This is a genomic window from Chromobacterium phragmitis (genome assembly GCF_003325475.1).
In the GTDB taxonomy this organism is placed as follows: Bacteria; Pseudomonadota; Gammaproteobacteria; order Burkholderiales; family Chromobacteriaceae; genus Chromobacterium; species Chromobacterium phragmitis.
This window is the reverse complement of the sequence record NZ_CP029495.1, coordinates 4,266,239-4,283,489: the sequence shown is the minus strand read 5'-3', so window position 1 is coordinate 4,283,489 and position 17,251 is coordinate 4,266,239. Positions and strand designations below refer to the sequence as shown.

Sequence of the window (17,251 nt, the reverse complement as noted above, 5' to 3'; positions counted from 1 at the left end):
AGGAAATACGGTTATAATCGAACCATTTTTTCCATCCAGAAAACCAAGATTCAGCACCATGGAACAACTTGCCAAGAGCTATGAACCGGGCGATCTCGAGCGCCGTTGGTACCAACACTGGGAACAGGCCGGCTACTTCAAGCCGAGCATGGACGCGTCCAAGCCGTCCTTCGCCATCCAGCTGCCGCCGCCCAATGTGACCGGCACGCTGCACATGGGCCATGCCTTCAATCAGACCATCATGGATGGCCTGACCCGCTTCTACCGGATGAAGGGCCACAACACCGTGTGGGTGCCGGGCACCGACCACGCCGGCATCGCCACCCAGATCGTGGTGGAGCGCCAGCTGGCCGACCAGGGCCTGAACCGCCACGACATGGGGCGCGAAGCGTTCACCAGCAAGATCTGGGAATGGAAGGAAAAATCCGGCGGCACCATCACCAGCCAGATGCGCCGCGTCGGCTGCTCGGTGGATTGGGACCGCGAATACTTCACCATGGACGACGTCCGCGCCGAGGTGGTGACCGAAGTCTTCGTCCGCCTGTACGAGCAAGGCCTGATCTACCGCGGCAAGCGCCTGTCCAACTGGGACGCCAAGCTGGGCACCGCCATCTCCGACCTCGAAGTGGTATCCGAGGAAGAAGACGGCCACATGTGGCACATCAAGTACCCGGTTGTCGGCAGCGATGAATATGTCACCGTCGCCACCACCCGTCCGGAAACCCTGCTGGGCGACGTGGCCGTGGCCATCGCCCTGGACGACGAGCGCTACCAGCACCTGCTGGGCAAGCAGCTTGAGCTGCCGCTCACCGGCCGCACCATCCCGGTGATCGCCGACGAGTACGTGGACAAGGAGTTCGGCACCGGCTTCGTCAAGATCACCCCGGCGCACGACTTCAACGACTACGAAGTGGGCAAGCGCCACGGCACTCAGCTGATCAATGTGATGAGCCTGGAAGCCAAGATTCTGGCCAAGGCGCAAATCTTCGGCTTCGACGGCGCCGCCCAAGGCACCATCGAGTTGCCGGCCGCCTACGCCGGCCTTACCGCTCAAGAGGCCCGCAAGGCCATGTTGGCTGACCTGCAAGCCCAAGGCCTGCTGCTGGAAACCAAGCCGCACAAGCTGATGGTGCCGCGCGGCGACCGCACCGGCACCGTGATCGAGCCGCTGCTGACCGACCAATGGTTCGTGGCCATGAACAAGGTCGCCGACGGCGATGCCACCGGCCAATCCATCGCCGCCAAGGCGATCGAGGCGGTGGAATCCGGCGAAGTGCGCTTCGTGCCGGAAAACTGGGTCAACACCTACAACCAGTGGATGAAGAACATCCAGGACTGGTGCATCTCCCGTCAGCTGTGGTGGGGCCATCAAATCCCGGCCTGGTACGACGAAGACGGCAACATCTACGTCGGCCGCACTGAAGCCGAAGCCCAGGCCAAGGCCCCGGGCAAGACGCTGCGCCGCGAGCAGGACGTGCTGGACACCTGGTTCAGCTCCGCCCTGGTGCCGTTCTCCACCCTGGGCTGGCCGGAAGAAACCCCGGACCTGAAAGCTTTCCTCACCTCCAACGTGCTGGTGACCGGCTACGAAATCATCTTCTTCTGGGTAGCCCGGATGATCATGATGACCAAGCACTTCACCGGCAAGGTGCCGTTCAAGGATGTCTACATCCACGGCATGGTGCGCGATCACGAAGGCAAGAAGATGTCCAAGTCCGAGGGCAACGTGATCGATCCGGTGGACCTGATCGACGGCATCGCGCTGGAGCCGCTGGTGGAGAAACGCACCACCGGCCTGCGCCGCCCGGAAAAGGCCCCGGCCATCGCCAAGGCCACCGAGAAGCTGTTCCCGGAAGGCATCCCGGCTTACGGCACCGACGCGCTGCGCTTCACCATGGCCAGCTACGCCACGCTGGGCCGCTCGGTCAACTTCGACTTCAAGCGCGCCGAAGGCTACCGCAACTTCTGCAACAAGCTGTGGAACGCCACCCGCTTCGTGATGATGAACGTGGGCGGCAAGGACTGCGGCCAGGATGAAAGCCTGCCGCTGGAATACAGCTTCGTCGACCAGTGGATCATCGGCCGCCTGCAACAGGCCGAGATCGACGTCACCAACGCGCTGGAAACCTACCGCTTCGACATCGCCGCCCAGGTGATCTACGAATTCATCTGGAACGAGTACTGCGACTGGTACGTGGAACTGGCCAAGGTGCAGATCCAGGGCGGCAACGAAGCCCAGCAGCGCGCCACCCGCCGCACCCTGGTGCGCGTGCTGGAAGTGGCGCTGCGCCTGAACCACCCGCTGATGCCCTTCATCACCGAAGAGCTGTGGCAGACCGTGGCCCCGCTGGCCAACGCCAAGAAGGCGGACTCGCTGATGCTGGCTCCGTGGCCGGTGGCGGACGAGAGCAAGATCAGCGCGGCAGCCAACGCCCGCATGGACGCGTTCAAGGACATGGTCAACGCGGTGCGCAATCTGCGCGGCGAAATGGGCATCGGCCCGGCCGTCAAGGCCCCGCTGTTCATCGAAACCGCCGACGCCTCCATCGCCGACTTCGTGCCTTATCTGAAGCTGCTGGCCCGTCTGACCGAAGGCACGCTGGTGTCCAAGCTGCCGGAAGACGACGCCCCGGTGGCGATGTCCGGCGAAGCCCGCCTGATGCTGAAGGTGGAGGTGGACAAAGCCGCCGAAACCGCGCGCCTGACCAAGGAGCAGGGCAAGGTGGAGGCCGAGCTGGCCAAGCTGACCGCCAAACTGGAGAAGCCGGGCTACGTCGACAAGGCACCGGCGCATTTGGTTGAGCGGGACAAGGCTCAGGTGGCGGAGTTTACGGATAAGTTGGAGAAGATTAAGGCGCAGCTGGTTAAGCTAGGCTGATTTGATTCTCGCAAGAGGCGGAATCCCGCCTCTTTTTTTGCCCACGGAATATGACAAGGGGGTTTTGTGAGTAAAGAGAAATCAAGTGATGGAACGCCGCATAGGTGGTGGGAGGCTTATCTTGTAAGGTATTTTTTTGGTTTCATTGTAGGGTCAATTTGTGTTTTTATTATTATTGAAAATAAGATAGATGTTTCTAGTTTTGATATTCAGAATTTGAAGTCGATTCTGAAGGAGGGGCAGAGCTGGCAATTGGTTATGCTTTGCTTTCTTGGTTTTGTATATTGCTATTTTGCCAGTATGCCTATAGCTGTTATGCATTTCGGAAGATTTGGGGCTTGGAATATTGAGAGGCTTTCTCGATATTTTTGGCTTGGTTTGGTTTTAAATTTGGTTAATTGCTTTTGCGTCTCTAAGGGTATTTTTTTTGGATTGCATGATTCATTTGTAATGGTCTTATTGTTGCTTTCATTGGTTTTGATGGTGTTTTGGTATGTAAAAAAAGATGGCAAGGTTGTTGATGGAGTTGGATATAAATTTTCAGCTCTATTTGCTATGCTGTTTTCCTTTGTGATGTTTTCAGTTTCATATTTATTCTCTGATTTGTCTGTGTGGTCATTTGTCGTTATGCCTGCGCTATGGATTGGTTTCTTTCAGTATGTGATTATATTTAGAATATGGAGTGCGGCTGGTAGGAGAGAGTTGTATCATTCTTATAAAATGCTGACGAGAGCAAGAGGTATGGAAGGGGCTCGTGATGTAAGGGATACTTACTCTCATTTGAGGGAGCATTCAAATGCGGTCTTTATTGTTGTTGTGGAAATTTCTGTTTTGGCTTTTTTGTTGAAAAATATGCCAAGGCTGGAAAAGGTTGAGGGTGTGTCGGGAGGCGTATTTATTGCCTGTGTAATAATTTGGCTAGTGCCTTCGCTGTTTCTGTGGAGCGCTGCAAATAGATTCGAAACAGAATTTAAGAGGTATCCAGCTGCCTTTTTGGGAAAGTATAATGGTACTCGTGATGGGTCGTAAGATTGGTGAATTGGATTGTATGCATTCTGGCAAGTAGTGTTTGTAAGGCGAATTAAAATCTAATGCTTAATTGTATTGAGGAGTAATGGCTGTGAGATTGCTTATTTCCTATTTTTATATTGTTGGGGCGATGGTTTTTTTGGTTTTTTCAATTGCAGCGCATGCTGATGGTGGCTTGGGTGCGAAACTAGGAAATCCGACAGGGCTAGTTAAAGAGGAAGTTGTTGGTAATGGAAGCAGTGTTCAGCCATGGCTTATCGATGCGCTTGAAAAAAGTGCTGAGCATGGAACGTCCATCAAGAAGAGAGAGGTAGGGTTATTTTTCTTGTATGATTTGAGTGAGCCTGAAAATTTTGTACGTGCAATGAAGTGGTTAACTGTGGCAAGTAATGAAGGGGATGCGACTGCTTCATATTATATAGGACTAATGTATTGGGAAGGTAAAGGAGTAGCTAAAAATGGCACTGAGGCAGTGAAGTGGTATCTTCTCGCTGCAAAGCGCGGCGAATCTATGGCGCAGGCTATGCTTGGTTCTCTGTATTTGAATGGCGACAAATTTTCTCGTACAGATGTTGATGGTAAAGAAGCTTTGTATTGGTTGAGTCTCGCATCCGAGAATAAAAATGCAATTGCTCAGAGAGTGCTTGGCGATATGTATGCCCAAGGGGTGGGAGTAGATAGGGATATAAACAAAGCCTTTTCTTTGTATAAGCAAGCTGCAATGCAAGGGGATGAGGATGCGGAAATGCAGTTGGGAATGTTATACCTAAAGGGTATTGGTACTGAAAAGGATGCAGTTTTGGCTATGAAATGGCTAAACAAGGCTGCAGATGATGGCAGTGGGCGAGCCATGTGCTTTATCGGAAATCGGTATATGTATGGTGATATTGTTTCGAAAGATTTTGAGAAGGCGATATATTGGTTTGAGCGATCTGCAAAAGCAGGGGATGCTTGCGGCCAAGATAATTTGGGCGAGATGTATAATGCCGGAACGGGAGTAAAACAGAGCGATGTTGACGCGGTTAAGTGGTATCGACTTTCTGCTGCACAAGGTACTGCAGATGCACAGTATAATCTTGGGAGGAAGTTTGAAGAAGGAAAGGGGGTTGCTCAAGATTTATTGCGTGCAGCTGCACTATTTAGACTTGCTGCAAATAGTGGGCAGGTGGATGATGCGGAAGAGGCTTGGAAAAGAGTGGCGTCTGTGATTGGGTCAGATAAAGAGAGAGCAGCATTGGAGCTTGTTAAAAAGCTTAGTGTCGCTGAGGATTTTCTTGCTGTATTAGACAGTGATAGATAAATGAAGGACCGTAGGTTGGGCTGAATGAAATAAGGCCCAACGTTTACCGCATTGGTTTGTCAGTATTTTTGTGTCCGCTGCGCGGACGATTGTTTGGGTGTCGGTTCCGCCCGGCTGATGGGTCCATTTCTTTTAGCGGAGCAAAAGAAATGGACGAAAGAAAAGGCGGCCCAACAGCGCTGCGAAACCCCGTCTTCAAAGCCATTTTCAAGGAGCCGCCGGAACTAGCGGCGCGCTACCGTCGCGCCGCGTCGAACAACCGGCGACTTAAAACCTTGAAAATGGCTTCGAAGCCGGCTTGCGCTGATGGGGGAGCGGCGAGTCGCATCTGTTCTACCGCCAAGGATGCTTGGTGATGACTGACCTTCTTGTCAGCATTGATCGTAAAGTCCTGACTTGTTTCTGCTTTGCTCAGTAATTATCCTTTCTAAGTCATGCTGAACGGCATGACCGGGTTTGGCGACTCGAACTACATGGAAGTGCGCTGCACTGCGGCGCTTCATAATCTTGATGGAGTTCTAGCCATGACCCAATTGGCGCACTCTCCCATGCAGCCTGGGCTGCTGTCTTTTCCCTTTCTCAATCACACTATCCATCTTCTCCGCCGCCACAATGGCCTGTGGTTTTTTGCCGATGACGTCGCGGCGGCGATCAAATGCCGTACCACGGCGGCCTTGCTGAGCAAGCTGAACAAGGAGGAGGTCCGCGCCATGCCGGTGGGTGGCGGGGAGGTGGTTTGCCTGTCGGAAACCGGCGTGGCCACGGCGATTCGGCGCTATCGAAAGCCGGCGGCGCGGCGGTTTCGGCGTTGGTTGGAGGAGGAGTTGCTGCCAACTTTGCGGCGGGAGGGCGAGGAGGCGTTGACGGCGGATCAGCTGGAGCTGGCCTTGGCGCTGGCGGCGGAGGCGGCGCGGCAGGTGAGCCGGGCGGTGCTGGATGCGGTGTTGGAGAATGGCGAGGCGTGCTGGCAGCATAGCCGTTGGTTGGTGACGCTGGACTATGAGCGGCATAACCGCCAGAAACACCCGCTCGGCCGCATGATGGGCCTCAACAGCTCCGTCGCCACCTTGGATGCCTTGGCCGAGCTGATCGCCGTGCCGGATGGCATGCCGGCAACCGATACCGAGCTGGTCAAACTGGCGGCGGCTTGCCATTTGCGCCTGGCCGAGCGGATGAGCCTGCGGGTAGCCGATGAGTGATTCGTAGGGTGCGTCACCCAAAGGGCGACGCACCGCTTGTTTCCACCTTCTTCAATATTGATTCGGCGTGATGCGTTGGCGGTGCGTCGCCCCTGCGGGGTGACGCACCCTACTCGGCTGGCCGTGGTTTGCCAGCTGCGATTGGCGGAGTGGATGACCTTGCGGGGCGGGAATGAGTGAGGGAGGGGGGCGTCACCCCAATGGCGCGACGCACCGTTTGTTTACAAAGCCTGAACCAGCCGGCCGCGTCATGGTCTATTTACCTGATGCTGCTATGCTGTGGCTAATGCAGACTTCACGCAGCTTTCTCGATTGCTCTCCCTGAACGGTTGCCTGCCTTGCCTTGGCCAAATCTTGGCCGGACAAGGCGGCCGTTCGTCAACAATAAGGAAAATCCATTGGCTCATAACTCGATTCCGCGGTGGACCATTGCCGCCCCTGTTTTGGCCTGGGCGGCCATCGCCGCTTCTTCGGCGGCGGGCGGCCATTCGCTCTATCTGGCTTTGTTGGGTGTTTTGCTGGCAGGCACGGTATTCGCCGCGGTGCACCACGCCGAGGTGGTGGCGCATAAGGTAGGCGAGCCTTTCGGCACGCTGATTCTGGCGATCGCGGTGACGGTTATCGAGGTGGCGCTGATCATCTCCTTCATGCTGGGCGGGGGCGAGGAGAAGCTGGCGCTGGCGCGGGACACCATTTTTTCCGCCATCATGATCACCTGCAACGGCATTCTGGGCATTTGCCTGCTGTTGGGCGGTTTGCGCCATCGCGAACAGAATTTCCAGCTCAGCGGTGCCAAGGCCGCCTTGACCGTGCTGGCGGCGATTTCGGTATTGGCGCTGGTGCTGCCCAACTATGGCACCAGCCAGCCGGGTCCGTTGCTGTCGTCGTCGCAGCTGGCGTTCACCGGGGTGGTGTCGTTGGTGCTGTACGGTGCTTTCGTGTTTGTGCAAACCATCCGCCACCGCGATTATTTTCTGGTGGAAGGCAGCCGTGACGAGGACGTGCATGCGCCGCCGCCGTCCAATAAGGTGTCCTTGCTTGCTGTGGCGATGCTGCTGGTTTGCCTGGTCGCGGTGGTGACGCTGGCCAAGCTGCTGTCGCCGTCGATTGAAAGTTTCGTGGTGGATGCCGGCGCGCCGGCGGCGGTGGTGGGCATTATCATCGCGGCCCTGGTGCTGCTGCCGGAAGGGCTGGCCGCCGCCAACGCGGCGCGGGCGGACCGAGTGCAGACCAGCCTGAATCTGGCTTTGGGTTCGGCGCTGGCTTCCATTGGCCTGACCATTCCCACGGTGGCGATGATTTTCGTGTTCATGGGCGAGCCGCTGATCCTGGGGCTGGAAATCAAGGAAACCATCTTCCTGCTGTTGACGCTGGTGGCGTGCTCCCTGTCGCTATCGGTAGGGCGCACCACGATTTTGCAGGGCATCGTGCATCTGGTGATCTTCGCCTCTTTCGTGTTCTTCGCGATCAGCCCCTGAGCGGGTCTGGCGAGCTAAAGCAAAAGCCGCCGGTATTTGCGCTGGCGGCTTTTCTGTTTGTGCGATGGCCAGGGGGACGGGCGGCTGGGCTGGCGATGCCTGGCTGTGGTGACGATTTTAGTTCGTGGCGCTTGCCATCTGTGGAGAATAGGGTATTTCCTTGGGCAGGGCAGCCCGGGCTTCATCAAACTTTTCTTTTTCCACTAAGGCATGCACCTCATGGGCAAGCGATGTCACGTCGCTGATGCGCTGTATCCACTCATTGACATAAAGCGCTACCGCCTGCCGGCCAAGTCCGATTTGAATGGCGTGGTGCGAGAGCGGTTGCAGCCGTAGATCCCGCTCCGGGTCCCACTGGATTCTGACAGGGCTTTGATGCTTCTGCCGTTCCCATTCCTGTTGGCTGATGCCAGGCGTCGGATGGCTCGGGCAGCTGTTGGCAAGCGCCCAGTCGAACCCCGCTCTGGAAATGTCGATGGCGAGGATGTGGGTTTGCCCCGGATCTTTCAACCCCCAGCCCGCGCGGTACATCATCCATAAAAATGAAGGTTTTACCCAGGTCATCCGCTCCATCTTGAATGGCGGAGAGGCGAACGTGCCATTGGCTAAAGCGCTATCGGCGATGGCGTCGGAGTAGGCCTGGTAGACGCGAATGGTCTTGTCGTCGAATACGGCCCTGATCTGGCGTTGAGGCGTGACTTCAGTTTACGGTTCCATGTCGGGATGGTATCGCGCGGACGCAAGATTTTTAATAGAAAACTGCATTATGGCCGCGGGGAGGAGTGTAAATTGTAATCAGGGCCGCGGCCTGTTCAGGGCTGTCGTGCTCGCATGGCGGGTTGGCGATGGAGGGAAAGGTAATGAGCAAGAAGCAATGGGTGGCCGCGTTTGCGGCGTTGTCTCTGGGCGTGGCCGCGGCGGCTGCGGATGCTGCCGATGGCGCTCACGGCGGCGGAGCGGGGCATGAGGGCGCGGGAGGCAAGTCCGCCGAACACATGGGTTCGAAGGGTTTGGCGAATACCAATGGTCCCGAGGCTGCGGACAGAGATCACGGACTGGCGCGCGCGGAAGACATGCAGGGCAAGCATGCGATGAAACACAAGCATGGCCATAAGCATCATGTGAAGAAATCGAAAAAAATGACGGCAGCGGCTGAGCCCGGTTGATTTCGATTTCGCCATCGTTGTTGCGGCCGGCGGGCAAGGCGCGTCATTCCCAGGCGGATGGCGCGTCGTTCTTTTTGCCATGGAGGGGGCGGGATGCGGCGCATCGCGTCGCCTGTGCGGCAGGGGTGGGGAGGCGGCGATTGACCGGATGCGTGTCGCGGCAAGCGCCCCGTGAGCGTGATTGCGCTGCGCGCAATGGCCCGATCAAATGGCGGTGATCAGCGCGTCGCCCTGGTAGCTGGCGGTTTCGATGCCCGATGCCGAGCTGAACGTCACCTGGAAACGGCGGCCGATTTGCTTGATGGACAAAACCTTGAAAGAGACGATCAGGTTGTCGATGCGTTGGGTGATCAGGTCACCCTGTTTCAGTTCTTTGATTTTCATGGCTACTTCCTGTTCCATGCTTTTTGCATGGTTGAATTTTGTTAAGGCGAGTCCTTTCCGCAAGGACGGCTTGCGTTGTTTTCATGGATTTTGTCCGGATGTCATGGCGACCGCGAAATGGCGGATTCCAATCAGCTTCCACAGGCGCAATGCGTTCGCGAATGGCGATGTGCAGTGGGCGAGGGCTGGGCGTGCGACAAGTATCTTCGCGTGCCAACAACTGATGATTCGGGAGTGAAAGCTTGGCTTGAGAAGAGGAGCTTGGAAGCTCTTGTAAGCAGGACAACATGAAGCAATGTCGGGCAATGTTGACGATGTTTTTTAGATTTGTCAATGTTTTCCGGAGGGGATTGATTTGGAAGCCGGCGAGGAGCGCCATTCCTTGCGTCGATACCAAGCGAATGGGGAGAGTGGAATGTTGCGAGGGAGTTGCCTGTGCGGAGCGGTGCGCTATCAAGTTGCGGATGGATTTCAGTATGCGTTCAATTGCCATTGCGGACTGTGCCGCCGCGCCACCGGCGCCGCCTGCAAGCCTTTCGCCGGAATCGAGCGCGCCAAGCTGGGCTTGACGCAGGGCGAGGGCGATCTGCTGATCTATGGCGGCGGTGACGCGCATGACGCGCGTTGCCGCCATTGCGGTTCCTTGCTTTATTCCTTGGTCAGAGACGGCGCGTTTGTCCATGTCACGCTGGGCACCTTGCTGGACTCGCCGCTCATTCGGCCATCCGCGCACATTTTTGTAGGTTCCAAGGCGCCGTGGCATGACATCGCGGATACGCTGCCGCAGTACGATCAGTTTCCTTAAACATCCGTCCGGAACCGAGCAAATGCCGATTGCGGAGCGGCGCGAGCCGTTTTCTGCCTTTTGTCTCGCCATGCCTGATATAAATGGTATGATTTTTCATATGAAAACGACATCCTCTTCTTGCCCTTTTCGTCCCGGCGGCCAGCCGGCATCGCAGCCCAATCCTCAAGCCGGCGCTTGGCCGCCCGGTCCCAAGCCGGGGCTGATGGGGTGGCGCTTGCTGTCGCGGATGTCGCGTGACTTGATGGGCACGCTAGCCGACTGGCAGCGCGAGTTCGGCGATCTGGTGCATGTGCGCACCTGGCCGGAACACCAGATCATCGTTTGCCATCCGCAATGGGCGCGCGAGCTGCTGGTGAGCCAGGCTGACGCGTTGCAGCGCTGGGAGCGCGCCTTGTTCGTCTATGGCCGGGTGCATGGCCACAGCGTGCTGATTGCCGAAGGGGAGGCCTGGCATCAGAAGCGGCAGGCGCTGCAGCCGGACTTCACGCGCAAGTCGGTGCAGGCGTTTTCGCCGTCCATCATCGACGCCGGCAAGCAGGCGTTCGCCAAGTGGCCGGAGCGCGATGACGCCTGGCCGATCGAGCGCGAACTGACTTCGCTGACGATGGAGGTGATCTTGAGAATGATGTTCTCCAGCGGGGTGGGCGAGGAGGCTCAGCAGGCGGAGGATGCGGTGCATACGTTGATGGTTGCCTCCACCGACGAGCTGTGGCGGCCGTTCAGCCTGCCGGACTGGATGCCGTGGCAGCGCAAGCGGCGCCGGGCGCGCCTGGTGATGGGCGAGTTGATCGAGCGTCACCTTCAGGCGCGCCTGGCCGTGCCGCCGGACGCCTGGCCTGAGGATTTGCTGTCGCGCTTGCTGCGGCTGCATTTGGAACAGCCAGAGGAGTGGCCGTTGCAGGCGGTGCGGGACGAGTGCAAGACGGCGTTTCTGGCCGGCCATGAAACCATCGCCGCCTCGCTGGGCTGGTGGTCGTGGAGCATGGCTTCGCATCCAGATATCCAGCAGCGGGCGCGGGAGGAGGCGATCGCGGCCTGGCCTGGCGACGAGCATGGCGAGATGGATTTGTCCGCGTTGCAGTTCGTGAGCCAGACCTTGCTGGAAAGCATGAGGCTTTACCCGGCGGTGCCGCTGCTGATGAGCCGGCGCGCCATCAAGCCGGTTGCCATTGGCGACTGGACCTTTCCCGCGCGCACGGTTTTCATGGTGCCCATGCAATTGATGCAACATGACGAGCGCTGGTTTCCGGAGCCGCGCCGCTACCGGCCTGAGCGATTCGCCCCGGAGGCCGGCCGGCCGCAGCTGGGCTCCTACCTGCCGTTCGGCGGCGGGCCGCGCGTGTGTCTTGGCCAGCACCTGGCGATGGCGGAGATGACGCTGGTGGCTGCGCAGCTGCTGCGGAGGTTCCGCTTGTCCATCCCCGCCGGCGCCCAGCCGCCGCGGCCGGTGTTCCATGTTTCGCAACGGCCGGACAAGCCGCTGACGCTGGCGATAGCAAGGCTGTGACAGCCGCGGCGGCGGACCAGGCGCTTGCCGGGGCCAGCCGCTTTACTAACCGCGGCGGTTTTTCGCCATCCGCGTGCCCATCATGCTTCATCCCAGCGTCGAATTGAAAGCGTCCGCCATGTTCATGATCGCCCTCATCGGTGGGTGATAGGTCTGGAGGGGGCGGAAATGGATGGCCGCGGATATGGCAATGCCCCCGGGCGGGCATTGTGGCATCCCGGCGGGGCTGGCGCATGGCTACGCAGACGGGGAGGGCAATCGGCTCTGGACTTGTCCGCGCAGGGAGAATGGCCCCTTTGCAACTGGATTTGCCGCCCGCGGCGCGGCTTGCCCCTGCCTGGCCGGCAGCCAGTGGCCAATGGCTGCCGGCTGATGTGAGCGCGTGTTTGTCGGGATAACTGCATGGCATTGCGCTTGCCTCGGCGGGATGCGCCGGTTTACTCTTGTCGGCCGCGTTCGCAAGCCCTTTTCATTGCCAGTGATGCCGATTTCCAGTCTTGAACTCGCCCCCTTCCTGCAGAATGTGTCGCCATTGCCATTGCCATTGCCATTGCCATTGGCCTCTGGCGTGGCCGCGCTGCGCTGCGATTTCATGGTGGACGCTTATGACGATGTCTGGTTCGACCGGATGGGCGTCACGCGGCCGGCGTCGCTGGAACGGGCGGTGGCCAAGCGCAAGTCGGAGTATCTGGCCGCCCGTTATCTATGCAAGCTGCTGTTGGCGGAGCGGGGGCTGCCCACTCAGGTGGGCAGCGGCCAGCATCGCCAGCCGTTGTGGCCGGAGGGGTGGGTGGGCGCCATCACGCATAGCGCCGGCGTGGCGGTGGCAGCTTTGGCGCCGGCTGCGGATGGTTGCATGTTCGGCTTGGATCTGGAGCGGTGGATGTCGGACAAGACCGCCGACAATGTCGAGTCCGGCATCTTGGTGGATGGCGAACGCGACGCGCTGGCCGGCGCCTGGCCGTTCACGCGGGCGCTGACGCTGGCCTTTTCCGCCAAGGAGAGCCTGTTCAAAGCCTTGTATCCCAGAGTGGGCGGCTATTTCGACTTCGACGCCGCGGAAATGGCGGATGTCGATTGGGTTGCCGGCCGTTTCCTGATTCGCCTGCGCAAGACGCTGGCGCCCGGCCTGGAGGCCGGGCGGGCGTTTGAAGGCGGCTTTCACGTGATGGATGGACAGGTGCTTACCCTGATCCTGGCTTTCGAACCGAACCACCCTTGATGCCGGGCAATCAGTCTTGGCTGGACAACTCGTTTCGTTGCAGCTGCGCCCAGCGGCCGTAATTGACCTCCAGGTTTTCCTGCAGATCGGACAGATTGACCGAGTGGTTGCCCACGATCTGCACCGCCTGCATCGCCAGATTGAACTCCTGCTCCAGCAGCTTGGACAGGGTATTCGCGTTGCGCAGTTTCTCCGCCTCTCCGAACCAGGCGGTCCAATGTTCTATCCAGACGCTTTGCTGTTGCTGCCATTTTTGCAGCGCGGCCTGATTCAGCTGTAACAGGTTCTGCCAGGTTTGCGGCTGGGCGGCGCCGGGCAGCAGGGCTAGCGTGGCGACGGCGTTGTTCGCGCTTCGGGCCAGCCAGTTGCTGAACAGGGTGCCGATCTTGGCCGGCGTCGCGGCGTGGCGGGCCGAGGCCTCCAGCGCGGCGGACAATTGGCGGACGGTATCGTCGGTGTTGGACATGGCGTTTCCTTTCTGCGGGCTCAGCCGCCCAGGCGGGTCAGCATGGCATGGATGGCGCGGATCTGCACCGCGTTGCGGGAGTAATAGTCCGGGTTGTCTGGCTCGTCGCTGGTATATCCCCACCAGTCCCAGCAGCCGTCTGGGTTTTGCGCCTGATCGTCGTCGCTGCCGCAGGCCTGGGGATAGAGCACGATGATGTTGTTGCTGTCGGCCAGGTCGTTGTAGCCGGTGGTGGTGACGTAGCGGTTGCCGTAGGGGGGCTGGTTGGCGATATCCTCCCGGCCGAAGTTGAAGTCCACGTAGCTGTAGCCCTGCTTGCAGCCGTGCAGCGCGATATGGATGCGCGCCGGCGCGCCTTCCTCCACCGCGCGCGGCACATAGGCGTAGCCGAACTTGCCCATGCTGGCGCAAGCCTGCTGGCCATTGAGGAATTCAGACTGGTCAAAGCGCAGCAGGCGGCCGCTGAGCCGTTCCGCCGGCGGATTCAGTCCGGGATAGACATGGTTGAGGATGCGATGGGATTGCATGAAGCCGCCGTTGTTGAGATAGGGCGGCTGGTTGAGGTCGAGCTCGGAGTCTTCCGGGTTGTCGGTGATCAGCGAGTGTCCGGCCGGGACGTTGTCATGGTAGGACAGGTTGGCGTCGGATAGGCCCAGCAGGCGGTAGAGCTCGCGGGTTTGCGCCACCACGGAAGACTGGACGACGCTGTCCTTGCTGCCGGTGAAGATGTAGACGCGGTTGTCGCGCAGATTGGACAGCGGGTCGATCTTGCCGGCTTGCTCTGCCTCCTGCGCCAGTTGCAGCGAGCGGCGCGCATCCGGCGCCAGTTCCGGCAGCAACGGGGCCATGCACAGCTGCAGCGCGTTCAATTCATAGGCGTCCTCTGCCAGCGGCGCCGCGCCGCGGAAGGTTTCCACGCCGCGGTAAGGGCCGCCCGCCACCACGCCGGCGCCGGCGAAGCTGGCCGAGTGGGCGAGATGGAGCTGCACCGTCATGAAAGCGCCGGATGACAAGCCCGATACCGAACTCTTGCCCTTTTCCACCTTGTATTCTCCCAGCTGAACCACATCCGAGGAAGTGTTGGCCATGACAATTCTCCTGTCTGTTCAATTGTTTAGAGGGGACGGCGGAAGGCATTCTCTGCGCATTTATTGACGTTTGTGTGAAGGGTGTCTGCTGGCCGGGTGGGGAGTTGACAAGCCGGCATTGTTGCATGTTGCATTGCACAACAAGGAGAAGGGGGCGACCGTGGCCGGCTGACAGCCCCGCTTCGGAATGAACGCGGCGCCGTCCTAGTTTCCCGATTGGGACATATCTGCGTTTGCGCATCGCCGCAGCCAGTCGATGACGGCTTGCAGTGGCGGGGAGGGCGCGGCGCGCAGCGGGTAGGCCAGATAATAGGCATAGCGCTCCGCCGGCTCGAAGCCGCCCAGCGGCAGCATCAGCTGCCCGCTGTCCAGCAGGGGCTGGGCTAGCCGGCGACGGCCAATGGCGACGCCGGCGTGGCCGGCCGCGCCGGCCAGGCACAGGTCGGAGCGGTCCAGGGTCAGCCCCGCTTGCGGCAGGCTGGCTTCGCAGCCGCGCCGTTGCGCCCACAGCATCCATTCGGCGTCGTGCGCGGCATGCCGCCAAGCCTGGGCGTCGTGCAACAGCCGGCAGCCGGCGAGTCTTTCCGGCGCCCCGCTTAGCGCGTGCCGTTCGGCGTAGCCGGGGCTGCAGACCGGGGCCATTTCTTCATCCATCAGTTTGATGCTGGCCAGGCCGGGAAAATGGCCATCGCTGTAGCACAGCGCCAGGTCGGCGCGGCCGCCGCGGAAGTCAGGGTCTTCATTGCCGGTGCGGATGTCCAAAGCGATTCTCGGATGGCGATCGGCGAATTCGGCCAGCCGAGGCGCGAGCCAGCACTGCGCGATGGACGGGTGGGCGTGCAGCGCGACGCGGCCGACGGGTTCCTGGCCGGCGGCGGGGCTGAGCGCAGACTCGATTTCCGCGAGGCCGGCCTCCAGCGCGGCCAGGATGCGTTCGCCATCGGCGGTGAGGCGTATGCTGCGCGTCAATCGCTGGAACAGGCGCAAATCCAGCGCGCGCTCCAGCCGGGCGATGCGGTGGCTGACCGCGCTGGGCGTCAGGCACAATTCCGCGGCGGCGGCGGCGAAGCTCATGCGCCGCGCGACCGTCATGAAGGTATGGAGATTGGCCAGTTGGCCGCCATCCAGTTTGGGCGCGAGCATGGCCGTCTAGCCCAGCAGCGCGCGGCCGCGGCGAAGATAGCTTTCCATTTCCGCCTCCGGCACCATGCCGCCGCCGGTCGCCCAGATCAGGTGCGTCGCGCGCGCCATCCGGTCCTTGTCCAGTCCCATGCGTTGGCGGTAGCCCTGGCTTTCGCCCAGCACGCGGGCGATGCCGGGCGCGCCTGCCAATGCCGACGGCTCCAGCCGCAGGCCTTCCTCGCGTTCGGCCAGCGCCAGCAGGCGGAACAATTCGTCGTCGTCCACCGTGTAATAGCCGTCTACCAGCCTTTGCATCGCTCGGCCGACGAAGCCCGACGGACGCCCGACGGCCAAGCCGTCGGCGGCGGTGCGGTTGTCGATGCCGAAATCCTGCACCGAAACCTGATCGTGCAGGCCGGTGAGCACGCCCAGCAGCATGCAGGGCGAGTGGGTGGGTTCGGCGAACAGGCAGTGGACATCGTCGCCGAACGCCAGCTTGAGGCCGAAGGCCACGCCGCCGGGGCCGCCTCCCACGCCGCAGGGCAAGTGGACGAACAGCGGATGCTCGGCGTCCACCCGCACGCCCGCTTCGGCAAATTGGACTTTCAGTCTTTCTGCCGCTACCGCGTAACCCAGAAATAAATGGATGGAGTTCTCGTCGTCGACGAAATGGCAGGTGGGGTCGTTTTTCGCCTGTTCGCGGCCCTGCGCCACCGCCGCGCTGTAGTCGGACGCGTACTCCGCCACGGTTACGCCATGTTCGCGCAACGTGTCCTTCTTCCATCGGCGAGCGTCCGCCGACATGTGCACGGTGGCCTGGAAACCGAGTTTCGCGGCCATGATGCCTATGGAAAGCCCCAGGTTGCCGGTGGAGCCTACGGCGATCTTGCGGCGGCCGAACAGCGCGCGCGCCTCTGCGCCGTCCAGCAAGGCGTAGTCGCTTCCGCTTTGCAGCAGTCCCTCGGCCAGCGCCAGGTCTTCCGCGTGCTTCAGCACCTCGTAAATGCCGCCGCGGGCCTTGATCGAACCGGAAATGGGCAGTTGGCTGTCGGCTTTCAGCCACAGCTGGCCGGGCAGCGCCATGCCGTAATGGGCGGCCAGCGCTTGCTTAAGCGCGGGAGCGGCGCGCAGCGGAGATTCGATGATGCCGCCGCTCGGCTCGGTCTCCGGAAAGGCGCGGCGGACATAGGGAGCGAATCGTCGCAGCCGCTCCGACGCGTCGGCCGCGTCCGAAGCGGATAGGCCGACATCGGCCAGCGCGTCGGAGGCTGGGGCGACGGGCGGATTGAACCATGCGCACGGATGAAGCGACATCAGCTCGCGGAGCAGGGGGTGCGACTGCCGCCATTCGGCTGGCGTTTTGCCGTGGATCATGCGGATTTCCTGTGCAGTTGCCGGATATTGTCGCCATTAAACGCTAGCGCGCCGCGCTTGGCAAAGGATGAATGGACAAGCTTCGGATGAGCATGTTTCATGTGTAAGGCGGGGTTCAATTCAGAATTTGTCCGCTTTCGGCAACTGGCTGTTTGACAGGCATCGCCTTATGCGCCATATCGCAATAATCGGTAGCGTTAAACGAATGGCATGCGGTTTGCCGTAACTGT

The 17,251-nt window shown here is 60.1% G+C and carries 15 protein-coding genes; 9 read left to right on the top strand and 6 right to left on the bottom strand.

The annotated features are described in order from the left end of the window. The first annotated feature begins 58 nt into the window (after positions 1 to 58). From DK842_RS20265 to DK842_RS20250, 5 genes are all read left to right on the top strand, one after another. The gene (locus DK842_RS20265) at positions 59 to 2,878 is read left to right on the top strand and encodes a valine--tRNA ligase (protein ID WP_114063084.1); all 2,820 of its coding nucleotides are present in this window, start codon (positions 59 to 61) and stop codon (positions 2,876 to 2,878) included. 66 nt (positions 2,879 to 2,944) lie between these two features. Beyond that, the gene (locus DK842_RS23155) at positions 2,945 to 3,907 is read left to right on the top strand and encodes a hypothetical protein (protein WP_145964101.1); all 963 of its coding nucleotides are present in this window, start codon (positions 2,945 to 2,947) and stop codon (positions 3,905 to 3,907) included. A gap of 85 nt (positions 3,908 to 3,992) precedes the next feature. Continuing rightward, on the top strand, positions 3,993 to 5,207 hold the full coding sequence (locus DK842_RS20260) for a tetratricopeptide repeat protein (protein WP_114063083.1): 1,215 nt from the start codon (positions 3,993 to 3,995) through the stop codon (positions 5,205 to 5,207). A 524-nt stretch (positions 5,208 to 5,731) separates the two neighbouring features. Next, positions 5,732 to 6,406 carry a BRO-N domain-containing protein gene (locus DK842_RS20255; RefSeq protein WP_168194942.1) on the top strand — a complete coding sequence of 225 codons (675 nt, stop codon included), beginning with the start codon at positions 5,732 to 5,734 and terminating at the stop codon, positions 6,404 to 6,406. 398 nt (positions 6,407 to 6,804) lie between these two features. Continuing rightward, positions 6,805 to 7,884, top strand: coding sequence for a calcium:proton antiporter (locus DK842_RS20250; RefSeq protein ID WP_114063081.1), 1,080 nt, complete (start codon positions 6,805 to 6,807; stop codon positions 7,882 to 7,884). Between the two features lie 117 nt (positions 7,885 to 8,001). Here the strand turns inward: DK842_RS20250 and DK842_RS20245 are convergent, their stop codons facing one another. After that, positions 8,002 to 8,565 carry a DUF4291 domain-containing protein gene (locus DK842_RS20245; RefSeq protein WP_114063080.1) on the bottom strand — a complete coding sequence of 188 codons (564 nt, stop codon included), beginning with the start codon at positions 8,563 to 8,565 and terminating at the stop codon, positions 8,002 to 8,004. A 179-nt stretch (positions 8,566 to 8,744) separates the two neighbouring features. On the opposite strand from DK842_RS20245, the gene DK842_RS20240 reads away from it, so the two are divergent. Further along, positions 8,745 to 9,050: a hypothetical protein gene (locus DK842_RS20240; RefSeq protein ID WP_114063079.1), complete on the top strand. Its 306-nt coding sequence runs from the start codon at positions 8,745 to 8,747 to the stop codon at positions 9,048 to 9,050. Positions 9,051 to 9,254: 204 nt separating this feature from the next. Here the strand turns inward: DK842_RS20240 and DK842_RS20235 are convergent, their stop codons facing one another. Continuing rightward, positions 9,255 to 9,434 (bottom strand): hypothetical protein, encoded by a 180-nt coding sequence (locus DK842_RS20235; protein ID WP_145964100.1) that lies wholly within the window; start codon positions 9,432 to 9,434, stop codon positions 9,255 to 9,257. Positions 9,435 to 9,849: 415 nt separating this feature from the next. On the opposite strand from DK842_RS20235, the gene DK842_RS20230 reads away from it, so the two are divergent. The 3 genes from DK842_RS20230 to DK842_RS20220 all read left to right on the top strand — a co-directional run bounded on the left by DK842_RS20230 (position 9,850) and on the right by DK842_RS20220 (position 12,971). Continuing rightward, the gene (locus tag DK842_RS20230; RefSeq protein ID WP_114063077.1) at positions 9,850 to 10,239 is read left to right on the top strand and encodes a GFA family protein; all 390 of its coding nucleotides are present in this window, start codon (positions 9,850 to 9,852) and stop codon (positions 10,237 to 10,239) included. Between the two features lie 100 nt (positions 10,240 to 10,339). Continuing rightward, on the top strand, positions 10,340 to 11,749 hold the full coding sequence (locus tag DK842_RS20225; protein WP_114063076.1) for a cytochrome P450: 1,410 nt from the start codon (positions 10,340 to 10,342) through the stop codon (positions 11,747 to 11,749). A 481-nt stretch (positions 11,750 to 12,230) separates the two neighbouring features. Continuing rightward, positions 12,231 to 12,971 (top strand): 4'-phosphopantetheinyl transferase family protein, encoded by a 741-nt coding sequence (locus DK842_RS20220; protein ID WP_168194941.1) that lies wholly within the window; start codon positions 12,231 to 12,233, stop codon positions 12,969 to 12,971. Between the two features lie 10 nt (positions 12,972 to 12,981). On the opposite strand, the gene DK842_RS20215 is transcribed toward DK842_RS20220, so the two are convergent. The 4 genes from DK842_RS20215 to dsdA form a co-directional block, all read right to left on the bottom strand. Continuing rightward, positions 12,982 to 13,437, bottom strand: a complete 456-nt coding sequence (locus DK842_RS20215) for a hypothetical protein (RefSeq protein ID WP_114063074.1) — start codon at positions 13,435 to 13,437, stop codon at positions 12,982 to 12,984. A gap of 20 nt (positions 13,438 to 13,457) precedes the next feature. Next, a complete protein-coding gene (locus DK842_RS20210) occupies positions 13,458 to 14,525 on the bottom strand; it encodes an extracellular catalytic domain type 2 short-chain-length polyhydroxyalkanoate depolymerase (protein ID WP_114063073.1) in 1,068 nt (355 codons plus the stop codon). Between the two features lie 204 nt (positions 14,526 to 14,729). Further along, positions 14,730 to 15,668 carry a DNA-binding transcriptional regulator DsdC gene (dsdC, locus tag DK842_RS20205; RefSeq protein WP_114063072.1) on the bottom strand — a complete coding sequence of 313 codons (939 nt, stop codon included), beginning with the start codon at positions 15,666 to 15,668 and terminating at the stop codon, positions 14,730 to 14,732. 6 nt (positions 15,669 to 15,674) lie between these two features. Further along, positions 15,675 to 17,021 carry a D-serine ammonia-lyase gene (gene dsdA / locus DK842_RS20200; protein WP_114063071.1) on the bottom strand — a complete coding sequence of 449 codons (1,347 nt, stop codon included), beginning with the start codon at positions 17,019 to 17,021 and terminating at the stop codon, positions 15,675 to 15,677. Between the last annotated feature and the right edge of the window lie 230 nt (positions 17,022 to 17,251).